Below are 19,672 nucleotides of genomic sequence, written 5' to 3' on the forward strand. Positions count from 1 at the left end.
CATGATCCCCCTTCCTGCTGTGATAGCAGGTTCACGCACCTTCGTCGGTGTGTGTCTCTGGTTCCTCAATGATGCAGTTCCCCTGGTGTGGTTCACCCACATGAGGTGGGCACTGCGCGGTGTGAGCGAAGAACCAACCAGAGGCATTCACCGCATGGCTGGTAAGCCATTCAACGTTCCGCTCGAGTGTCCGCTTCACCAGGTGTTAACCCACCTTGCTGACGCTCACAGCAGGGGAAACCCCTGCTCAACTTTTGGAGAGACACTATGTCACGCTCATCTTTTGCTCGATCCCTTGCCGCTGCGGCTGCTGCCACGGCCCTCACCTTCTCGTTGGCCGCGTGCGGTTCGGATTCTGATGCGGACACCAACGCTGACAAGGGCACTGAAGGGAACCCAGTCACCATCGGTGTTGTGGGAACAGAGGACTACTGGACCACGTTTGAGCAAATCGCTGAAGACGAAGGGATCTTCGTTGAGGTCACTGACCTTGCTGACTACCAGGTCCCTAACCGTGCCCTGGCTGACGGTGAGATTGACCTGAACCAGTTCCAGCACCTTCTCTTCCTGGCGCAGTTCAATGTGGAGGCAGGTGAAGACCTCTCACCTATTGCGGCAACGGCTGTGTACCCGCTGGGCGTGTACTCGCAAAAGCACGACTCCATTGATTCGATCACTGGTGGGGAGATCGCTGTCCCGAACGACCCCACCAACCTTGCTCGTGCGTTGCTGCTCCTTCAAGATGCTGGACTGGTGGAACTGAAGGATGGCGGGTCGGCGTTCTCCACCGAGTTGGACGTGCTGCCGTCATCCAAGGTGACGGTCACCCCTGTTGACGCCACTCAAACAGTGTTGGCGCTGCCCGATGTTGAAGCGTCGGTGGTGAACAACGACTTCCTCAAGGAAGCCGGACTAACCGCAGACGATGCAATCTACGCGGATGACGCCTCCTCAGATGCGGCGCGCCCCTACATCAACGTGTGGGTGTCCCGAGCAGAGGAGAAGGACAACGAGGTGTACAGCAAGCTTGTGGAGATTTACAAGCGTGCTGAGGTTCAAGACGGTGTGCTAGCTGCCTCGGATGGAACTGCAGCAATTGCTGACCAGGATGGCCCAACCTTGCAGGGCTACTTGGACGAGATCCAGGCTGATTTCGAAGCATCCAAGTAACCGCCACACTCCCGTGACGCGTGCCCGGTGGGTGCCAAGATGACCTCTTGGCGCCCACCGGGCAGTTGCGTTCAGTGAACCTGGTGTCACTATGGCAAGAGAGAACTGTGCACCCAGACAGGAATAGCGTGAATATGAGCACTCCTATTGTTGAGTTTGTCAACGCGAAGAAACAGTTTCGTGGGAAGAAAAGTACTGTCACAGCGGTTGACGATGTGACCCTCACCGTGGATAAGGGTGAGGTGTTTGGTGTGATTGGTTATTCGGGCGCGGGGAAGTCCACGCTGGTGCGGATGATTAATGCCTTGGAGCCGGCAACGGGTGGGCAGGTTGTGGTGCTGGGGCGTGATGTGTCTGCTCTCAAGGAATCGGAACTGCGTCAGTTACGCCTTGAGATTGGCATGATTTTCCAGCAGTTCAATTTGTTGCAGTCTCGTTCTGTTGCTGCCAATGTTGCGTACCCGTTGGAAGTGGCGGGGGTGGGGCGTGCTGAACGTGCCCGTCGGGTTGCGGAGTTACTTGAGTTTGTGGGGTTGTCTGACAAGGCGAAGGCGGTGCCTTCCCAGTTGTCTGGTGGTCAGAAACAGCGGGTGGGGATTGCGCGTGCGTTGGCAACTAACCCGACGTTGCTCCTCGCTGATGAGGCGACCTCTGCGCTTGACCCAGAAACGACAGCTGATGTGTTGGGTTTGCTGCGCCGTGTCAATGAAGAGTTGGGTATTACGGTCATTGTCATTACCCATGAGATGGATGTGGTCAAAGCGATCTGTGACCGGGTGGCGGTCATGGAGCAGGGGAAAGTTGTTGAGGTGGGGGAGGTGTATCAGGTCTTTTCCCACCCGGAACACCGCGCGACGCGCCGTTTTGTGTCCTCAGCTATCAAGGATCGTCCGGATGCCGATGTGCTTGCTCGGCTTCGTGAACGCCACCGTGAGCATCTGATTACGGTGTATGTGCATGAGGATGGTGGGCAGGGTGATCGCATCACGGATCTTCTTGTTCGTCATGGGGTGCGTGGGGGGATTATTTACGGTGGAATCTCTGAGGTGAAGCAGCGGCCGTTTGGTTCGCTGACATGGGGGCTTGAAGGGGAACCTGAAGCGATTGCCGGGTTTATCGCTGATGTTCGCCAGTACACGCATGTGGTGGATTTGGGGACGGCCGAGAATCCGTTGGATGGGTTTGGGCATGCGGACTTTGTTGCAGCACCTGAGGAAGGGGACCGCGCATGAGCCAGGTTGTGACGTTCTTTGATGGGCAAACAGACTGGTCTGTGATGGGCCCTGAATTGTGGGAACAAGTGGGCACCACCATGTACATGGTGGGGATTGGGATGCTCATTGGTGGTTTTGTGGGTTTGCTGATGGGCTTGTTGTTGTACCTGACTCGCCCGGGCAATCTTTTGCAAAACGCCGTGGTTTTCACGGTTCTCAATGTCCTTATTAATATTGTGCGGCCCATTCCGTTCATTATTTTTGTCACTGCTATTGGGCCGTTAACTCGTGTTGTTGTGGGGACGACCCTGGGTCCGACAGCTGGGGCGTTTGCTATTACGTTCATGGCTGCGTTTGCGTTTGCCAGGTTGGTGGAGCAGAACCTTGTCGCGCTTGACCCGGGTGTCATTGAGGCGGCTCGTGCGATGGGTGCGTCGAAGTTCCGGGTGATTTGGTCGGTGGTGATTCCAGAAGCGTTGGGTCCACTGATTCTTGCCTACACGTTCTTGTTCATCGGTGTGGTGGACATGTCCGCGATGGTGGGGGCTATTGGCGGGCAAGGGCTCGGCGAGTTCGCGCTGCGTCAGGGGTATGCACGGTTCAACTGGGAAATTACGTTCGTGACGGTGGTTGTCATCATTATCATCGTTCAGTTCGCCCAGTTCTTGGGGAACTTCCTGGCCCGAAAAGCGATGCGGCGTGGCTAACCGATGTGACCGCCACGGTGGGTGGGGGAAGTGTTGTCCGTCGGTGGGTTCCACTAAGGTTGCTGTGTGAGCACCGCACTGTATCGACGTTACCGGCCTGACACGTTCTCTGACATGATCGGGCAGGAGCATGTTACTGGACCACTCATGCAAGCGTTGCGGTCAAACCGTGTGAATCACGCGTACTTGTTCTCTGGCCCTCGAGGCTGTGGGAAAACCACATCCGCGAGGGTTCTTGCTCGTATTTTGAACTGTGCGGAAAACTCACCGGAGAACCCTCGTGACACTCCGTGTGGGCAGTGCCCGTCGTGCCAAGAGTTGGCTCGTGGCGGGGCAGGTTCTCTGGACGTGGTGGAGATTGATGCTGCCTCCCACGGTGGTGTTGACGATGCGCGTGAACTGAGGGAACGTGCCACCTTCAGCCCGTCACGGGACAGGTACAAGATTTTTATCCTCGACGAAGCCCACATGGTGACAGCACAGGGATTTAATGCGCTGCTGAAAATCGTGGAGGAACCCCCACCGTATTTGAAGTTCATTTTCGCAACCACTGAGCCGGACAAGGTGATCGGAACTATCCGGTCCCGCACCCACCATTACCCGTTTAAATTGGTTGCCCCTGACACCATGCTGAGTTACATCTCGCAGCTGTGTGGGCAAGAAGGAATCGCCGCGGGGGAGGGGGTTCTCCCGTTGGTCGTGCGGGCGGGTGGTGGCTCAGTGCGAGACACACTGTCTGTGTTGGATCAGTTGATTGCCGGTGCCCAAGGCAGCGCCATCAGTTACGAACATGCGGTCGCTTTGTTGGGGTACACCCCAGCGACGCTTCTTGACGACGTTGTGGACGCGCTCGCCGCACATGATGGGGCGGCGCTCTTCCGTGTCATTGAGGAAATCATCAACACCGGACATGAACCACGGCGTTTTGTTGAGGACCTTCTTGAACGATTCCGGGACCTCCTGATTGTCGCGCTGTCGCCAGACGGTGCACGGGCGGTGTTGTCGGCATTGCCCGCCGACCAGTACGAGCGAATGAACCACCAAGCCCAGCAACTAGGGGCAGGTCATCTCACCTATGCAGCAGACACGACGAACACTGCACTGACAGAGATGTCAGGTGCGACCTCGCCGCGCCTACACCTTGAACTGTTGTGTGCCCGACTCCTACTCCCCACCGCAAGCGATTCGGCAGCGGCACTGGCCGCGCGCATCGACAAACTAGAACGTGGCCACGGCCCTACCCGCGCTGCTGTGCAACCCACCTCACCTGCAGCCGACGGCCGTGACAATGACGAGGCACCGGTTGCGCGCACGGCGCGACCGGTGGCGAAACGCCCAGACTCGACGCGGACCACCCCCGCGCGCCCCAACCCCGCACCGGCACAACCTGCAGGAACCTCCGCGCCCGCCCTGAACCCGGCACCTGAACCCGACCCGCAGGTCGCGGCACCAGTAAACTCGCCAACGGCGCCCCCCGCGGTCTCCAGCGCGGCCAGCGCCGCAGCCCCGACCGCGACCACCTCTGACGATGTGGCACTCGCGGCAGCAGCATCCTGGGCGGCAGCTGCGTCCCTGGTTCAGGATTCAGCACCGTCCACACCTCAGCGTGCACATGAGAATAACGCGCGCAACGAACCACAACGAGAACAACAACCGGAGCAGCCAGTTGCGTCAGATCCTGCGCCTGGCGCACATCCGGTTCCCACAGCCGGTGTAGAGCACAGCGTCTCGGGCGCGTCGCTGACCAAGGGAGCAGTGGAGTCCGCGTGGGTGTCTGCGTTGGACACAGTCCGTCAGCAGTCCATGCCCGCGTGGGCCATGGCCCAACAACACGCTGCCGTGCATGGTGTCACAGGGTCCACCGTGCATGTCACGTTTCCCTCTCCAGGTCTCGCTGCAGGGTTCGCGGGCCGTGGCGGAGATGCTCTCCTTGCCCAAGCGCTGTCCACCGCAGTTGGCGCCCCAGTTGAGGTTGCTGTGCATGTCGCCGGAAGCGAACCCGCGATCACCTCAGCACCCCCCTTGTTGGCTGCCCCTGATGTGCCCATGCACCGCACCGCCCCACCCCAGGGGCCACCCATGGAGCAAGTGCCACAGCACGTGGCTGACACACCAACACCCCCGGAAACCACCCCAAAAACCTGGGGAAACGACGAACCCCCAACCCCTGAGGAACCTCCCACGCCAGATGAGCCATCAGCTCCTGAGGAACCTCCCACACCCGAGGTCGAACCGCTGCCGACCAACATGTTTGGTGCTGCTGCCGCAGCGCTGCGTGGCAGCAGCGCACGGATGCACAACCCCGTGCCCGTGAGTGAGGCGCTCGCGGGTGCCACCCCCACTCGCACTGAGGTGGCAGCACAGTCCGCCCTCACCCCCGAAGTCCCCGTGACCCCACTGTCAGTGGACACTCCGTCGCCGTCAACCAGCGCGTCGACAACCACTGTCCCCACTCCACCGGATGCGTCGACACCACCGTGGGAGGAATCTCCACGGCAGGCAGCTGAACGGCGGGCACGAGAGGAACAACAACGACTTGCTGCCCAACCTACCCCCACCTATGTTGATGATGAACCCGCACCTGACGACGAAGATTTGGAAGCATCAGCACTCTTTGGGGTGCCGCTGTTGATGAAACGTTTGGGAGCGACCATCATTGACGAACAAACAGACAACGGAGTGTAAAACGCGTGTACGAAGGTGCTGTTCAAGACCTCATCGATGAATTGGGGCGTCTGCCAGGTGTGGGACCAAAAAGTGCGCAACGCATTGCGTTCCATATCCTGTCCGCAGACAGCGACGACATCGCTCGCCTGACGCAAGCAATTGTTGAGGTCAAACGCCGGGTGCGTTTCTGCGACGAATGCGGAAACGTTGCCGAGGAGGAACGGTGCCGAATCTGTCGTGACCCACGTCGTTCCGCTGAGGTCATCTGTGTGGTGGAAGAAGCAAAAGATGTGGTTGCTATTGAACGGACCCGCGAGTTCCGCGGAAAATACCATGTTCTTGGGGGAGCAATTAACCCCATGGACAATGTTGGGCCAGATGACTTACGCATTAGCGAGCTGATGACTCGACTCGCTGACGGTACTGTCACTGAAATTATCCTTGCCATGGACCCCAATGTTGAGGGGGAAGCAACAGCAACTTACCTTGCCCGGTTGCTTGGTGCGATCGGTATTCGTGTGACACGGTTGGCTTCTGGGCTACCCGTTGGGGGAGACTTGGAATACGCCGATGAAGTCACCCTCGGGCGGGCTTTTGAAGGCCGACGTTTGATGGGCAACTAACACAAGGACCACACATGACTGACGACACCACGCCCCACGAACCACACTTGGCTGCTACCGAACCCTCGGAACTGACCAGTGTTGCCGCTCACGTGGTGCCGTCCATTCGCCATTTCCTCACCACCACAGTGGGGGTTGCGTCCGGCGGGGAACCTGACTCCGCCATGTCACTCCTGATTCTGGCGTTGTCGGATGCACTGAACGCGGGTGCACACTTGGGAGCGATGACAGACATCGTTCCGCCGCACCGCTTTGAACCAGATGCTGGCAGGGACTCCGATATTGAACCACTCCGTGAGGCGCTTGCCCGCATTTTTGACGGAATTGATGCGTTCCCTCAGATCGTGGACCCTGTGATTGACGCCGATGTGGAAACCTCTGCGATCTCCTCAGATCTTGCTCTCATTGTCGACAACCTGGCCCACGGGCTCCAACATTACGATGCGGGCCACCAAGTTGAGGCCATGTGGTGGTGGCAATTCTCTTACCTGTCTACGTGGGGGGAGCGTGCCTCTGGTGTGTTGCGGGTTTTGCAACTGATCCTTGCGCATGTGCGCTTGGACGTCCCTGATGACGTCGCACAAGAAGCGCACTTTGACGCCTTGCACGCCGCAACACCCACCACCCCTGCCTGAGCCCTCCGGTTCGCCAACAACAGCGACCGCGACACCGCTGTCCAGGCACACATGAGGGGCAGGCGCCCTGGACTGCGCCTACCCCTCGATGCTGATGTCAGGCAGTTCTCCTGCCTTGTGTGGTCCTCAGCCTGGACTCCGAGGACCACAGGTCTATGCGATGCGCACCCCCTTGGCGAGCGTCGCAACAGGTGTACGGATGCGGCGTTCTGCGCCGAAGAGCGCTAGACCACCAGCGATCACGTAGAACACAAAACCGTACGGCCACACGGCGCCGGCCAAGTCTTCTTGCGTGGTTTCGGTGCGCTTGTTGTACTCGGCCTGGCTCACTACGGAACCATCCTCATTGCACCATTCACTGTCCCAACCCATGTCCACAGGGTTGGCGCGTGCCAGTCGCACACCCACTTGGATGGCTTGAAGAGGTGTTTCAACACTGGCCATGTCCTCACTATGTTGCGGCGTGGAGTCTGCAACCAGCACAAACGGGTTGATTGCGAGTAGCGGCCATAAATAGTCCATACCAAGGTCAGTGCGCGTTGTGGTGACAGGTTCACACGCGGTGGGGTTGCCTGTTGTTGGAGACCACTCGCTGGGTTGCATGACCCGCACCTGAGTGTCGTGTTGAATGACCACAAGACCCAACCCAAACAGCAGCAACGAAATCAGCGACACAAGAGCAACAGAGAAGTAACTCATTAACGTGGAGGTCGCTGTTTTCACCATCTTCGCGGACCAGAACACACTGACTGCACACACCACAGCCAAGATGAACATCATGACCGCTACCACCACAATGACCGACCACACAGACACTCCGCCTGCAGCTAGTGACCAAATGATGTACGGCAGTGAGGCAATGAGGAACGCGAGTGAGGTGGTCCATCCGGCTAACCACTTACCAAGGATGATCTCCCACGATGACAACAAGCTCGCCTGCAAGATCGCGAGAGTTCCACCATTACGGTCACCGTTAATGGCAGTGGACCCCAACGATGGGGTGACGAGCAACCCCATGAACAAAATGAAAAACACGTTCATCCCAAAGATCCACTGACCAATAGGAGTCGCGTTTGACGAATACGATGTCATCGAGGTGGTTGCTGTAGTGATCAGCAAACAGATGACACCCACACCAACAAACCACAGTGCGAGCACAATCTTCCAGCGCGATGATCGCAACCGTTGAATCAGTTCCAGGCGTGCCACAGTGGACACCCCATGCCACGTCAACCGCCGTGGCTGTTCCACAGCAGCGGTGGGTGGTTCGTGTAAGTCCACGGTGCTCATCGACGCTCCTCATTGAGTTGCAGGTACGTTTGTTCCAGCGCGCCACCACGAGGCGCGAACTCGACAATGGCGATGTCACGTGCCAACGCATCACGAAGGAAGCGGGCGGCGTTTTCTTCACCAGAAATATTGACAATGACTGAACCGTCTTGGCCCAGCGCAAACGGAACGTGGATCTCCTCCAACCAACTGACCAAAGGTGTGCGGTCAATAGCGCGCACATGCCACGAGGAACGAGCCGAGCGTGCATCGGTCACCGTTTCCCGTGCCACCGTTCGACCTGCTGACAGGAAGATCGCGTCATCAACCATCTCGTCAAGCTCAGCAAGCACGTGACTGGAAATGAGGATCGTTGTGCCACCTTCAGCCAGTTGACGCACAATGCCACGCAACTCAATACGAGACCGTGGGTCTAGCCCGTTGGCCGGTTCATCAAGGATGAGCATTTGTGGGGAGTGCATGAGAGCACGCGCCAACCCCAGCCGTTGTTTTTGCCCTCGAGAAAGAACGTGGGCGGGCTTGTCACCAAACTCCACCAGGTGGACCAACTCAAGTAACTCACGTGCCCGAGCCAGTGACGCATCGGCAGACATGCGGTAGGTGGCCCCTGTCATCGTCAATGCCTCAAGCGCCGTCAACGAATCCCACATCCCAAACTGGTCCGGCATCCATCCCACCCGGGACCGTACCTGGAAGTTATCGGTGACCGGGTTAAACCCGCACACCTCGACAGTTCCAGAGGAGGGGGTCAGTAGCCCCGCAAGCACAAGCATGAGGGTGGTTTTGCCGGACCCGTTGGGGCCAACGAGGGCGGTCACACCCCCGCGCGGGACCGTGAATGTCGCATCGGCGACGGCGACAAAGGAACCGAAAACACGGCTCACCTGGTTCGCGGAGACGGAGAGATCACTGGCTGACATACCCATTAGCCTAGGGGCCATGACCTGGTTGCGGATCAACCCACAGGATGAACTGATGCAGCGAGCGTCCCACTGGGGTCGCGCCACATGACGAACAGGGGTACCGGTTTTGCCGGGTTCCGGCCTACGATAGAACCCCAAACGCTACCTGGTGGACGTTTAGATCGACGGGACCAGAACAGTTACGGAGCAACTATCGTGGCATTAATTGTCCAAAAATATGGCGGATCGTCCGTTGGAGATGCTGAGAGCATCAAACGGGTTGCGAAACGCGTCGCTGAAGCTAAAAGAGCCGGGAATGACGTTGTTGTTGTGGTCTCTGCTATGGGCGACACCACCGACGAACTCATTGACCTTGCGCAGCAAGTGACCCCCATGCCCCCGCAACGTGAAATGGATATCCTCCTCACCGCTGGTGAGCGCATTTCGATGTCGTTGTTGGCGATGGCGATTAACAATTTGGGGGTGAAAGCGAAATCGTTCACCGGGCAGCAAGCGGGTGTGATTACTGATGCTGTGTATGGGCGGGCCCGAATTGTTGATGTGGTCCCCTCGCGGGTCCGGGAAACCCTCGATAAAGGAACTGTGGCTATTGTTGCCGGGTTCCAGGGGGTGAATCGAGACGAAAACGATGTGACCACATTGGGGCGTGGTGGGTCTGACACTACGGCCGTTGCGCTGGCTGCGGGTCTGGGCGCGGATGTGTGTGAAATCTACACCGACGTCGATGGCGTGTTCACCGCTGACCCTCGCATTGTGCCTAAAGCGCGCAAAGTGGAGCGCATCACCTACGAGGAGATGTTGGAGATGGCTGCATGCGGCGCGAAAGTGCTCATGCTGCGCTGCGTGGAGTTTGGTCGGCGTTGCTCCGTGCCCATCCACGTGCGCTCCTCCTTCACCGGCCAAGTCGGCACACTCGTCACCAACGAACCCCCAGCAAAAGAGGCATCAACTGTGGAAGCTCCCATCATCACCGGCGTTGCGCACGACCGGTCCGAAGCGAAAATCACCATCGTCGGCGTCCCTGACGTCCCGGGCACAGCGGCCCGCATTTTTGAAGTGGTTGCACTGTCTGGCGCGAACATTGACATGATTGTCCAAAACGTGTCAGCCGCAGCAACTGGGCTCACTGACATTTCCTTCACGTTGCCGGAGGGGGACGGTCCAGCTGCACTGGCAGCGTTGCGCGCGTCGCAAGAAGACATTGGGTTTGACTCGTTGCAGTTTGATGACCAAGTGGGCAAATTGTCGCTCATTGGGGCGGGCATGAAGTCCAGCCCGGGTGTGTCTGCGCAACTGTTTGCTGCGTTGCGTGACGCGGGAATCAACATTGAAATGATTTCCACGTCCGAGATTCGCATTTCCGTGGTGACCAGAGAAGATTCCCTCAACGATGCTGTTCGCGCAGTCCATTCAGCGTTCAACCTTGACGTTGAAGCTGATGCCATTATCCACGCCGGTACCGGCCGCTAACCACCACGACAAGGACCTTTTTCATGACTGTGACAGTTGCTGTTGTCGGCGCGACTGGCCAAGTTGGCCAAGTGATGCGTGATCTGCTTGCTCAACGCCAATTCTCAGCGGACCAGGTGCGTTTCATTGCCTCAGCTCGGTCGGCGGGCACAACATTACCGTTCCGTGGCCAGGACATCACCGTGGAAGACATTGAGACCGCGGATCTGTCGGGAATCGATATTGCGCTGTTTTCCGCCGGTGGGGGGACGTCAAAAACTCATGCTCCGCGGTTCGCTGAGGCGGGCGCGATCGTGGTCGACAACTCCTCTGCGTGGCGTCTTGACCCCGATGTCCCCCTCATTGTGGCTGAGGTCAACCCTGAGGCAGTGAAGGATGCGCGCAAGGGAATCATTGCCAACCCCAACTGCACCACTATGGCTGCGATGCCTGTGCTGAAGCCACTGCATGATGCTGCTGGCCTGGAACGTCTCATCGTGTCGACGTACCAGGCAGTGTCAGGGTCGGGTGTTGCCGGGGTGCGGGAGTTAACTGGACAAATTACTGCTGGTGCAAGCCAAGACCTCAGTGCTCTTGCCCGTGATGGGCAAGCAGTGACATTGCCTGAACCAACCACATATGTGCAACCCATTGCGTTCAACGTGGTGGCGCTTGCTGGGTCGCTGGTGGATGACGGTAGTGGCGAAACTGATGAGGAACAAAAACTGCGCAATGAGTCGCGCAAGATTTTGTCTCTTCCTTCGTTGGCAGTGTCAGGGACGTGTGTACGGGTGCCTGTGTACTCGGGTCACTCGTTGACGATCAACGCTGAGTTCTCTCGTCCGCTTTCTCCTGAGCGTGCCCGGGAGTTGCTTGCTGATGCGCCCGGTGTGGAGCTCGTTGATGTGCCAAGCCCGTTGACTGCGGCTGGGAAGGACCCAAGCTTTGTGGGGCGTCTCCGCGTGGATCAGTCTGTTCCTGATGGGCGGGGCCTGGCGTTGTTTGTGTCGAATGATAATTTGCGTAAGGGCGCGGCGTTGAACGCCGTCCAGATCGCTGAGTTGTTAGTGGAGCATCTCGCCCAACAGCAGTAACGCACCTGTATCACAGCACTGGGCGGTCCCGATGGTATCGGGACCGCCCAGTGCTGTCTGCTGAGGTGAAGAGGTCTCAGCGACGGGCCATCAGAATCGGAACATCTCCACCTGGCGGCGCAGTTGTTGTGCTGCATCAGCGAGGCTTTCAATGGTTTGGTTGATGTTCGTGATCGCGTGTGTTGACTGGTCAACGATCTGTGCAACAGCAGTGATGTTATTCGCAATTTCTGCTGAACCAGTTGCGGCTTCAGCAGCTGATCGACTCATTTCGTTGGTCGTTGCTGTTTGCTCTTCCACGGCGGAGGCGATGGTCAGCTGGTAGTTGTTGATTGTTTCGATGATGCCGGATATTTGGCCGATCGCTTCGATGGCGTTGCGGGTGTCTCCTTGGATAGCCTCGACCCGGCGGGCGACGTCGTCGGCGGCGCGTGCTGATTCACCGGCGAGGTCTTTGACCTCTGATGCCACAACAGCAAACCCTTTTCCTGCTTCTCCTGCGCGCGCCGCTTCGATGGTGGCGTTGAGGGCAAGAAGGTTGGTTTGTTCGGCAATGGAGGTGATGGTTTTGATGACATCACCAATTTCTCGCGATGAGTCACCAAGTCGAGAGATCGTCTCGTTGGTGTTGCTTGCGGTGGTGGCCGCAGTTTGGGCAACAGCGGTCGCTTCTTGTGCGTTCTGCGCGATTTCACGGATCGATGCGCTCATTTGTTCGGACCCTGCCGCCACTGTTTGCACGTTGCCGGACACTTGTTCGGCGGCGGTGGCGACCACACCAGCTTGGCTGGAGGTTTCTTGGCTGGAGGTGGCGACTTCGGTGGAGGACGCTGTGAGTGTTTGTGCCATCTCTGCTGAGCGGGTCGCGTTGTCGACCACAGCGGACAGCACCTTTTTCAGTTCTTGTTGGGCTGCGGTCAGTGAGGCTGCCATGTCGCCGATTTCGTCTCGTGTGGTCACGGTGACGTCGTGGGTGAGGTCCCCACTGGCGAGCGCTGCCATGCCTTCTTTGACGATGTCCACGTTGGCGCGCAACCGGCGGGCCATGAGGAGGGTCGCAGCGATCGCGAGCGCAATTCCCACTCCCGCCATGACGAAGAAGTAGATGGTTGAGTTCCGTGCGTTGTTTTCTGCTTTAACTGCTTCTCCGTTGGCAAATTCCATGGCATCTTTTTGCAGCATGTCCAGAGAAACGACCATGGATTGTGCGAGGGGGACGATCTTTGAACTACGGATGGCTTGGACTGCGGTGAGGTCGTTAAGTCGTACTGCTTCGAGGAGTTCGTTGTTCACTGCGTCACGGTATTTGTCGTAGTTGAGTTGGAAGTTCTCCAGTGCGTCGGGGGCTTCCCCGATCTCTGCGTACAGGGTGTGGACCAGCTCGCTTTGACTGTCAATCGCGGAGAACCCGTTTTGCACCTCAGCGATGAAGCGTGCTTGCTGGTTGGTGTCTGTGGTGGAGGTGATGTTCGCGGCGTTGACTCGCGCGTTCCACACGTGTTGTTTGAGGGTGTCAATCTCTCGAATGTGGGTGCCCATAATCCCGTTGAGGGTTTGGGTGGAGTTTGACAGTTGGGTAAAGACCATTCCGCTGAACACGGTGATGAGGATCGCGATCAGGGAGGCGAGGCCTACGACGGCAAGGATTTTTGCTCGGATGCTGACGTATCGGCCTTTGCCTGGGCTTTTGCGGGGTCGTTGGGCCTTTGCCTTGCGGGGGGCAGTTGAGGGTGCCTGAGCGTCGGTCGTGATTGGACCATCTGCAGGGGCAGTGGCCTCGTTGTTCGCCTTGTTGCGGGTGGGGCGTGACTTGCGGCTGAGGCGGCGTTGCTTTTTTGGCGGGGGCGTTGCCTTCTCAGCGAGTGCTGTTGTTCCTTGCGCGCGTGTATGGCGGCGTCCTAGCTTCTTCGCCATGACATACCTGACTTCCCTGTCGAGCGGGAGTGGTCGTGCTACTCCCACGGTGGATCCTTCCTCTCACCAATATCGGCAGGGCGACGGGAAGAATGAGGGACCTGGGCTAGTCAGGAGCGGGCGGTGCGCAGGAGTTAGTAAATGAGTTGTGGTGCCGGGTGCGTGGCTGGCGCGGTGGAGGGGACATCAGTGTCGGGTGTCCATAGTGCGCGGTAGAGGAAGTAGGCGATTCCAGAAAGCGCCATGATTCCTAATCCAAGGAGGGTGGACAATTCTGGTGCAGGGCCACAGGTCGTTGCCTCTGTGGGTGTGCACGTGTGAGTAAGCGCGTTCCCCGAGATCAGCGCGAATACGATGAGCGTGGAGAGTGCTGCTGCGGCCCAGGGCCAGTTGACACGGTGGAGCATGGGGGCGGTGCCTTTCTTCTCGTCCCCTGAACAGTAACAACGCAGTTCCCCGGCGTTAATGGGGAGTTATTCCAGGGGAGTTCTAGCCATTGTGTGCTGTTGGCGAATATCTCGATACGGTGACGGTTGGGTTGCCCGGATGGTGGAATTTTCTTCCTCGGCTCTGGGCACAACGGGCTGCCAGTGTTACGGTGTGTTCATGACCGGACGTTGGTATTGGCGCTTTATGCAGGCTCCCGGTGGGGCCATGCAGGATTCTGCCTGACCATTTCCACCCGGAGCCAGCACAGGGCCGCGACATTCATGGAATGTCCTGGCCCTTTGTCATGAGACGTGGCCGCTCCGGGTTCTTGACTGGCGTGGGGCTGGTCCGGCGCATGACGAAGAGCATCGTTATTGTCTAAGGAGCCCCAGATCATGTCAGTTCACCACCAGGTGGATGCCCCCCATACCTCGAACCTTCGTATTCGGGCGTTAGACCCGTTACCGTCTCCCTCACAGATGTTGTCTGAGTTGCCGTTGCCTGGCCGCAGCGCGGAACTTGTGGCACGTTCACGTGATGAAGTTCGGGCCGTGTTGGCGGGCGTTGATGACCGTCTCATGGTCATTGTGGGGCCGTGTTCAATTCACGACCCGGTTGCTGCCTTGGACTATGCGGAACGGCTTGCGCAAGTGACCAAGGATGTGCGTGAGGACGTTCTTGTTGTCATGCGTGTGTACTTTGAAAAGCCGCGGACCACGCTGGGGTGGAAAGGACTCATTAACGACCCGGGTATGGATGAGAGCTTCGATGTGCAGCGTGGGTTGACGTTAGCGCGTGAGGTGCTGCTTGGGGTCCTTGAGCGTGGGGTTCCTGCTGCGACAGAGTTCCTGGAGCCGACATCACCTCAGTACATTGCGGATGCGGTGACGTGGGGCGCCATTGGGGCGCGGAATCCCGAAAGTCAGGTGCACCGTCAGATGGCGTCCGGCTTGTCGATGCCCATCGGGTTCAAGAATGCCACTGATGGTGATGTGCAGGCGGCTGTGGATGGGTGTATTACGGCGGCGGCGGAACACACATTTTTTGGTGTTGACCCTGATGGTCGTGCAGCTGTGGTGTCTACTGTGGGAAATCCTGATTGTCACGTAATCCTTCGTGGGGGGCGTAGCGGGCCGAACTACGATGATGTGTCGGTGAGGGCTGCGATTGATGTCATCAGCGCTTCGGGTCTTGAGCCGCGTTTGGTCATCGATGCCTCGCATGGCAACTCAGGAAAATCTGAGGTGCGGCAGGCTGAGGTTGTCCGGGAGATCGCGCAGTCGGTTGCCCGTGGGTCACAGGCGGTCAGTGGCGTCATGATGGAGTCGTTCGTGAAAGCGGGAAACCAAAAGCCAGCTCCCACCGGGTTGGAGTACGGGTTGTCCGTGACTGACCGGTGTATTGACTGGGACACAACAGAGCAACTGATTCGTGAGTTGGCTGCAGCGTCACGGGCACGCCGTGAGGTGGTTGCCACGGAGAAGGACTGACCGCGCGACACGACGATAGCGTGACGTATATTACGTCACGCTATCGTTGCGAAATTCCCTGAAGTTCTTGTGACGCACAGTTCACTGAGGTTAGGCTGGCCTTATTGTTCTTTGGTGGTGTGAGTCTCACACCACAATGCGCCGCAACGTCAGGAGCGACCATGACCGCAGTCTTAACCCCCGAGTACGTAGCGCCCGAGCGCACAGCTCGACCCGCGTACCGGCCATTCGCGGCCACAGTCGTCAACACCCAGGCGCTCAGCCCACACTTCACCCGCGTCACCTTCACCGCGCAGGACTTCGACGTCTTTGGAACCGCAGGTCTGGACCAACGCGTTAAACTCCTCTTCCCCAACACGCACGGCGACCTCAACACCTGTGTCGCCACCGGCCGCGAAGAAGATTTCCTCACCTGGTACCACACCTGGCGAGCACTACCAGACACCGAACGCTGCCCGATGCGCACCTACACCATCCGTCGCGTCAACCATGCAGCAAAGACCGTCGACATCGACTTCGTCACCCACGGAGCAACAGGCCCGGGAAGTGCCTGGGCATTGACCGCACGACCAGGCGACCCCCTCATCCTCATCGGCCCAGACGACCGTTCCACCGACTGGCGCACCGGACTGGACTGGCGCCCCGGCGGAGCATGCCGATTCCTCCTCGCCGGAGACGAAACCGCAGTTCCCGCCATCGCATCGATCATCGAATCCTTGCCCTTTGAAACAAAAGCCGACGTCATCATGGAAATCCCCACCCCCGACGACCAACTCGACCTCACCCCATCCGCCGACGTCACCATCACCTGGGTGCCCCGCAACAACCAACCCCACGGCCACGGGCTCACCGAACACGTCGCCGCATGGGCAAACCGCCATAGCGCTCTCCTCCAAGCAAACGCCTCACCCATGCCCCAAGAACTCACAGACATTGACGTCGACAGTGAACTGCTGTGGGAATCCCCCGAAGCACTCGAAGACAACTACTTCTACGCCTGGCTCGCCGGAGAATCCGCCACCGTCAAAACCATGCGCCGCACCCTCGTCAGCGACCACGGCCTCGACCGCCGTAAAGTCGCCTTCATGGGATACTGGCGGCAAGGGCGCGCGGAAAACCAAGGATGATCACCCGCACCACCCAACGGCGTTCCATCCTCATCGCCCTCAGCCTGACACTCCTGATCGCCATCACCCTCAGCCTGGCTATCGGCTCCAGAGTCATCCCCTTTGCTGACGTCATCGCGGCGCTGACCAACCCACGCGACGGCGACAACGCCCACCTGGTTGTCCTCACCCAACGTCTTCCCCGCACCATCATCGCAGTCGTTGCCGGTGCCGCACTCGCCATCGCCGGCACACTGATGCAAGGACTGACCCGCAACCCCCTCGCCGACCCAGGCCTCCTCGGACTCAACGCAGGCGCCTCACTCGCCGTCCTTCTCAGCATTGTCGTCCTCGGCTGGTCCAACCCCGCCATCTACGTGTGGGCGGCAGTCCTCGGCGCCATCCTCGCCGCAGCCATCGTCTACGGAATCGCTGCACGAGGCGGGGGAGGGGCCAACCCCATCACCCTGGCCCTCACCGGAGCAGCCCTCACCGCCGGTCTCACCAGCGTCTCCATGTTCATCGTGACCACCAACCAACAAGCCCTCAATAACTACCGGTTCTGGTCAGTAGGATCACTCACCGGCCGCGGAATCGACACCATCACCGCAGTCCTCCCACTCGCACTCGCCGGTGCCCTGCTCGCCGTGATCGCCTCCACCCGACTCAACGCCCTCGCCCTCGGAGACGACATCGCCCAAGGACTCGGCCACAACCTCACCACCTCACGACTCATCATCATGAGCGCCACCGTCCTCCTCAGCGCCTCCGCCACAGCGCTCGCAGGCCCCCTCGTTTTCATTGGACTGGTCATCCCCCACATCCTTCGCGGTGTCGCCCACGGCGACTACCGGTGGCTGATCGCTCTCGCAGCACCCGCAGGAGCCATCCTCCTCCTCATCGCCGACACTATCGGCAGAGTCATCGCCCAACCCAGCGAAGTTGAAGCAGGGTTTGTGGTCGCCTTCCTTGGCGCACCAGTGATGATGTGGATCATCCAATCAAAAAAGGCGGTCGCTGTATGATCGCCCCGACCACGAAACCCCGCACCTGGCACACCGAAGCAACCAGCACATCGGTTATCCGGCACTCAGCTATGCTGCTGCACCGCCGCCTCACCGTTGTCACCCTCACCACCGTGATCCTCCTCGTGGCCGTAGCCACGATCACCATGATGACGGGACGTTACCCGCTGGCGCCCGCCGACATCCTCGCTGTCCTGACCGGCGGCGGAAACCAGCTAGACAGTTACATTCTGTTTGGTGTTCGCCTTCCACGACTTGCCATCACCATGCTCGCTGGTGTGGCCCTTGGATTATCTGGTGCGCTGCTCCAAAGCCTGCTGGGAAACCCGCTCGCTTCCCCAGATCTTCTCGGCATCTCTGGGGGAGCGGCCGTAGCCGCGATCATCGTCACCTTGGGGGTAGGGGCAACCGGGCTGGCAGTCACCGCAGCAGCCCTCATGGGGGCCACCGTGGTCGCAGTTCTCATTCTTGCGGCGGCACGGCACGGGCAAGGAACCGGACACCGGCTGGTCCTGACCGGGGTGGGGTTCGCGTTCCTCGCATCGGCGATCATCGGGTTTATGATCAAACGCGCACAGATCAACGAAGCCCAATCCGCGCTCTTTTGGACCGTGGGGTCCGTCGCAAACTCCACGTGGACGTCAGTGCTCATTGTTGCGCTCACTGTCGCCATCGCCCTCCCCGGTGTGGTCTACGCCTCCCGGGTACTGCCCATCCTGCAACTTGGGTCCGCCACCGCCAACGGCCTAGGACTCGCCGATGTGCGCGCCCGCCGCGTTGTCGTGGCCACCGCCGTGATCCTGGCGGCAGGAGCCGTGTCCGTTGTTGGTCCGATCTCGTTTGTCGCGTTGTGTGCGCCCGCGATTGCGCGGCGCACTGTTGGCCGCGGCAGCAACGCACTGACCGTATCAGCTCTTGGCGGTGCCCTCATGCTGGTTGTCAGTGATGCAGCCGCACAACACCTTTTTGCAGGAGCCGTACCTACCGGTGTCATCACCGGGGTGATCGGCGCCCCGTACCTGCTGTGGCTTCTTGCCACACCCACGAAAGGAACAGCCCTGTGACTAGCGCCCCCACCTTACGTGGACACGCCCTGACAGTTGGGTATGACGCCATGGTCGTGCTTGACGGCCTTGATGTGACAATCCCCCCAGGTAAAGTCACTGTCATTGTTGGCGCAAACGCGTGCGGGAAGTCCACCCTCCTCAAAGCGCTTGCCCGGTTGATTCCTGTCACCTCGGGTCACGTCACCATTGATGGCACTGACACTCAGACAATCGCGCGCCGCGCCCTAGCACGCACCCTCGGTGTGCTACCGCAGCACCCCACAGCCCCTGACGGGGTCACCGTTGCTGACCTTGTTGCCCGCGGCCGCCACCCTCACCGTGGCCTGTTCTCCCGGTGGACTGACATTGACGATGCGGCCGTCACCTATGCACTGACCGTCACCGCGACCCTCGACCTCGCCCACCGGCCCATCTCAGAACTTTCCGGGGGCCAAAAACAACGGGTGTGGATCGCCATGATCCTCGCCCAAGACCCACAACTCATGTTGTTGGACGAACCCACTACCTTCCTCGACCTCCACCACCAAGTCGAAGTCCTTGACCTCCTCAGCGAACTCAACACCACCCGCGGAACAACCATCGTCATGGTCCTGCACGAACTGAACCTCGCAGCGCGCTACGCCGACCACCTCATCATCATGAAAAACGGGCGCATCATCGCTCAAGGTGCCCCCGCTGACACCCTGAATGCCACGACTGTCCACGACGCATTCACCCTCGACGCAGTCGTCATCAACGACCCGGTAACCGCAACGCCACTGATCGTGCCCGGGCCACCTGCGCATCGGCCAGCAACGACAGCGCCCACCCACCAGCCCGCCGACACACCCACAACCGTGTCCACCCCGTAGCGTGAACCCACACGAGAA

General features: G+C 59.2%; 17 protein-coding genes. 13 read left to right on the top strand and 4 right to left on the bottom strand.

Annotated features, from left to right (window positions below; all coding sequences use genetic code 11):
- Positions 1–267 precede the first annotated feature (267 nt).
- The 6 genes from JDEN_RS02045 (at position 268) to JDEN_RS02070 (ending at position 7,016) form a co-directional block, all read left to right on the top strand.
- On the top strand, positions 268–1,170 hold the full coding sequence (locus tag JDEN_RS02045; protein ID WP_015770705.1) for a MetQ/NlpA family ABC transporter substrate-binding protein: 903 nt from the start codon (positions 268–270) through the stop codon (positions 1,168–1,170).
- 134 nt (positions 1,171–1,304) lie between these two features.
- Positions 1,305–2,402, top strand: a complete 1,098-nt coding sequence (locus JDEN_RS02050; RefSeq protein WP_041287783.1) for a methionine ABC transporter ATP-binding protein — start codon at positions 1,305–1,307, stop codon at positions 2,400–2,402.
- Positions 2,399–3,091, top strand: coding sequence for a methionine ABC transporter permease (locus JDEN_RS02055; protein ID WP_015770707.1), 693 nt, complete (start codon positions 2,399–2,401; stop codon positions 3,089–3,091). The genes JDEN_RS02050 and JDEN_RS02055 overlap by 4 nt, the downstream gene beginning before the upstream one ends.
- Positions 3,092–3,157: 66 nt before the next feature.
- Positions 3,158–5,776, top strand: a complete 2,619-nt coding sequence (locus JDEN_RS13330) for a DNA polymerase III subunit gamma and tau (RefSeq protein WP_015770708.1) — start codon at positions 3,158–3,160, stop codon at positions 5,774–5,776.
- A 5-nt stretch (positions 5,777–5,781) separates the two neighbouring features.
- Positions 5,782–6,381 (top strand): recombination mediator RecR, encoded by a 600-nt coding sequence (recR, locus tag JDEN_RS02065; protein WP_015770709.1) that lies wholly within the window; start codon positions 5,782–5,784, stop codon positions 6,379–6,381.
- A gap of 14 nt (positions 6,382–6,395) precedes the next feature.
- Entirely contained in the window at positions 6,396–7,016 is a 621-nt protein-coding gene (locus JDEN_RS02070) for a DUF5063 domain-containing protein (protein ID WP_015770710.1), read from the top strand.
- Between the two features lie 153 nt (positions 7,017–7,169).
- On the opposite strand, the gene JDEN_RS02075 is transcribed toward JDEN_RS02070, so the two are convergent.
- Together JDEN_RS02075 and JDEN_RS02080 are read right to left on the bottom strand one after the other, a co-directional pair.
- Positions 7,170–8,306 carry an ABC transporter permease gene (locus JDEN_RS02075; RefSeq protein ID WP_015770711.1) on the bottom strand — a complete coding sequence of 379 codons (1,137 nt, stop codon included), beginning with the start codon at positions 8,304–8,306 and terminating at the stop codon, positions 7,170–7,172.
- Positions 8,303–9,226, bottom strand: coding sequence for an ABC transporter ATP-binding protein (locus JDEN_RS02080; RefSeq protein ID WP_015770712.1), 924 nt, complete (start codon positions 9,224–9,226; stop codon positions 8,303–8,305). Before JDEN_RS02080 ends, JDEN_RS02075 begins: the two co-directional genes overlap by 4 nt.
- Positions 9,227–9,424: 198 nt before the next feature.
- On the opposite strand from JDEN_RS02080, the gene JDEN_RS02085 reads away from it, so the two are divergent.
- Both JDEN_RS02085 and JDEN_RS02090 read left to right on the top strand, forming a co-directional pair.
- Positions 9,425–10,699, top strand: a complete 1,275-nt coding sequence (locus JDEN_RS02085) for an aspartate kinase (RefSeq protein ID WP_015770713.1) — start codon at positions 9,425–9,427, stop codon at positions 10,697–10,699.
- A 23-nt stretch (positions 10,700–10,722) separates the two neighbouring features.
- Positions 10,723–11,772, top strand: a complete 1,050-nt coding sequence (locus JDEN_RS02090) for an aspartate-semialdehyde dehydrogenase (protein ID WP_015770714.1) — start codon at positions 10,723–10,725, stop codon at positions 11,770–11,772.
- 90 nt (positions 11,773–11,862) lie between these two features.
- Here the strand turns inward: JDEN_RS02090 and JDEN_RS13785 are convergent, their stop codons facing one another.
- Together JDEN_RS13785 and JDEN_RS02100 are read right to left on the bottom strand one after the other, a co-directional pair.
- On the bottom strand, positions 11,863–13,686 hold the full coding sequence (locus tag JDEN_RS13785) for a methyl-accepting chemotaxis protein (RefSeq protein WP_049754401.1): 1,824 nt from the start codon (positions 13,684–13,686) through the stop codon (positions 11,863–11,865).
- 134 nt (positions 13,687–13,820) lie between these two features.
- Positions 13,821–14,093 (bottom strand): hypothetical protein, encoded by a 273-nt coding sequence (locus JDEN_RS02100; RefSeq protein WP_015770716.1) that lies wholly within the window; start codon positions 14,091–14,093, stop codon positions 13,821–13,823.
- A 417-nt stretch (positions 14,094–14,510) separates the two neighbouring features.
- On the opposite strand from JDEN_RS02100, the gene JDEN_RS02105 reads away from it, so the two are divergent.
- From JDEN_RS02105 to JDEN_RS02125, 5 genes are all read left to right on the top strand, one after another.
- Positions 14,511–15,605, top strand: a complete 1,095-nt coding sequence (locus tag JDEN_RS02105) for a 3-deoxy-7-phosphoheptulonate synthase (RefSeq protein WP_015770717.1) — start codon at positions 14,511–14,513, stop codon at positions 15,603–15,605.
- Positions 15,606–15,766: 161 nt separating this feature from the next.
- Positions 15,767–16,732, top strand: coding sequence for a siderophore-interacting protein (locus JDEN_RS02110; protein WP_015770718.1), 966 nt, complete (start codon positions 15,767–15,769; stop codon positions 16,730–16,732).
- Positions 16,729–17,736, top strand: a complete 1,008-nt coding sequence (locus JDEN_RS02115) for a FecCD family ABC transporter permease (protein ID WP_015770719.1) — start codon at positions 16,729–16,731, stop codon at positions 17,734–17,736. The genes JDEN_RS02110 and JDEN_RS02115 overlap by 4 nt, the downstream gene beginning before the upstream one ends.
- Positions 17,733–18,800: a FecCD family ABC transporter permease gene (locus JDEN_RS02120; RefSeq protein WP_015770720.1), complete on the top strand. Its 1,068-nt coding sequence runs from the start codon at positions 17,733–17,735 to the stop codon at positions 18,798–18,800. Before JDEN_RS02115 ends, JDEN_RS02120 begins: the two co-directional genes overlap by 4 nt.
- A complete protein-coding gene (locus JDEN_RS02125; RefSeq protein WP_015770721.1) occupies positions 18,797–19,654 on the top strand; it encodes an ABC transporter ATP-binding protein in 858 nt (285 codons plus the stop codon). The genes JDEN_RS02120 and JDEN_RS02125 overlap by 4 nt, the downstream gene beginning before the upstream one ends.
- The last annotated feature ends 18 nt before the right edge of the window (positions 19,655–19,672 follow it).

It is taken from the genome of Jonesia denitrificans DSM 20603, assembly GCF_000024065.1.
In the GTDB taxonomy this organism is placed as follows: Bacteria; Actinomycetota; Actinomycetes; order Actinomycetales; family Cellulomonadaceae; genus Jonesia; species Jonesia denitrificans.

Excerpts from the sequence above, each read along its gene's own strand:
- JDEN_RS02050 (WP_041287783.1), top strand. The coding sequence starts at position 1,305 with ATGAGCACTCCTATTGTTGAGTTTGTCAACGCGAAGAAACAGTTTCGT.
- JDEN_RS02100 (WP_015770716.1), bottom strand. The coding sequence starts at position 14,093 with ATGCTCCACCGTGTCAACTGGCCCTGGGCCGCAGCAGCACTCTCCACG.
- JDEN_RS13785 (WP_049754401.1), bottom strand. The coding sequence starts at position 13,686 with ATGGCGAAGAAGCTAGGACGCCGCCATACACGCGCGCAAGGAACAACA.
- JDEN_RS02045 (WP_015770705.1), top strand. The coding sequence starts at position 268 with ATGTCACGCTCATCTTTTGCTCGATCCCTTGCCGCTGCGGCTGCTGCC.
- JDEN_RS02110 (WP_015770718.1), top strand. The coding sequence starts at position 15,767 with ATGACCGCAGTCTTAACCCCCGAGTACGTAGCGCCCGAGCGCACAGCT.
- JDEN_RS02090 (WP_015770714.1), top strand. The coding sequence starts at position 10,723 with ATGACTGTGACAGTTGCTGTTGTCGGCGCGACTGGCCAAGTTGGCCAA.
- JDEN_RS02055 (WP_015770707.1), top strand. The coding sequence starts at position 2,399 with ATGAGCCAGGTTGTGACGTTCTTTGATGGGCAAACAGACTGGTCTGTG.
- JDEN_RS02075 (WP_015770711.1), bottom strand. The coding sequence starts at position 8,306 with ATGAGCACCGTGGACTTACACGAACCACCCACCGCTGCTGTGGAACAG.
- JDEN_RS02080 (WP_015770712.1), bottom strand. The coding sequence starts at position 9,226 with ATGTCAGCCAGTGATCTCTCCGTCTCCGCGAACCAGGTGAGCCGTGTT.
- JDEN_RS02070 (WP_015770710.1), top strand. The coding sequence starts at position 6,396 with ATGACTGACGACACCACGCCCCACGAACCACACTTGGCTGCTACCGAA.
- JDEN_RS02115 (WP_015770719.1), top strand. The coding sequence starts at position 16,729 with ATGATCACCCGCACCACCCAACGGCGTTCCATCCTCATCGCCCTCAGC.
- JDEN_RS02120 (WP_015770720.1), top strand. The coding sequence starts at position 17,733 with ATGATCGCCCCGACCACGAAACCCCGCACCTGGCACACCGAAGCAACC.
- JDEN_RS02105 (WP_015770717.1), top strand. The coding sequence starts at position 14,511 with ATGTCAGTTCACCACCAGGTGGATGCCCCCCATACCTCGAACCTTCGT.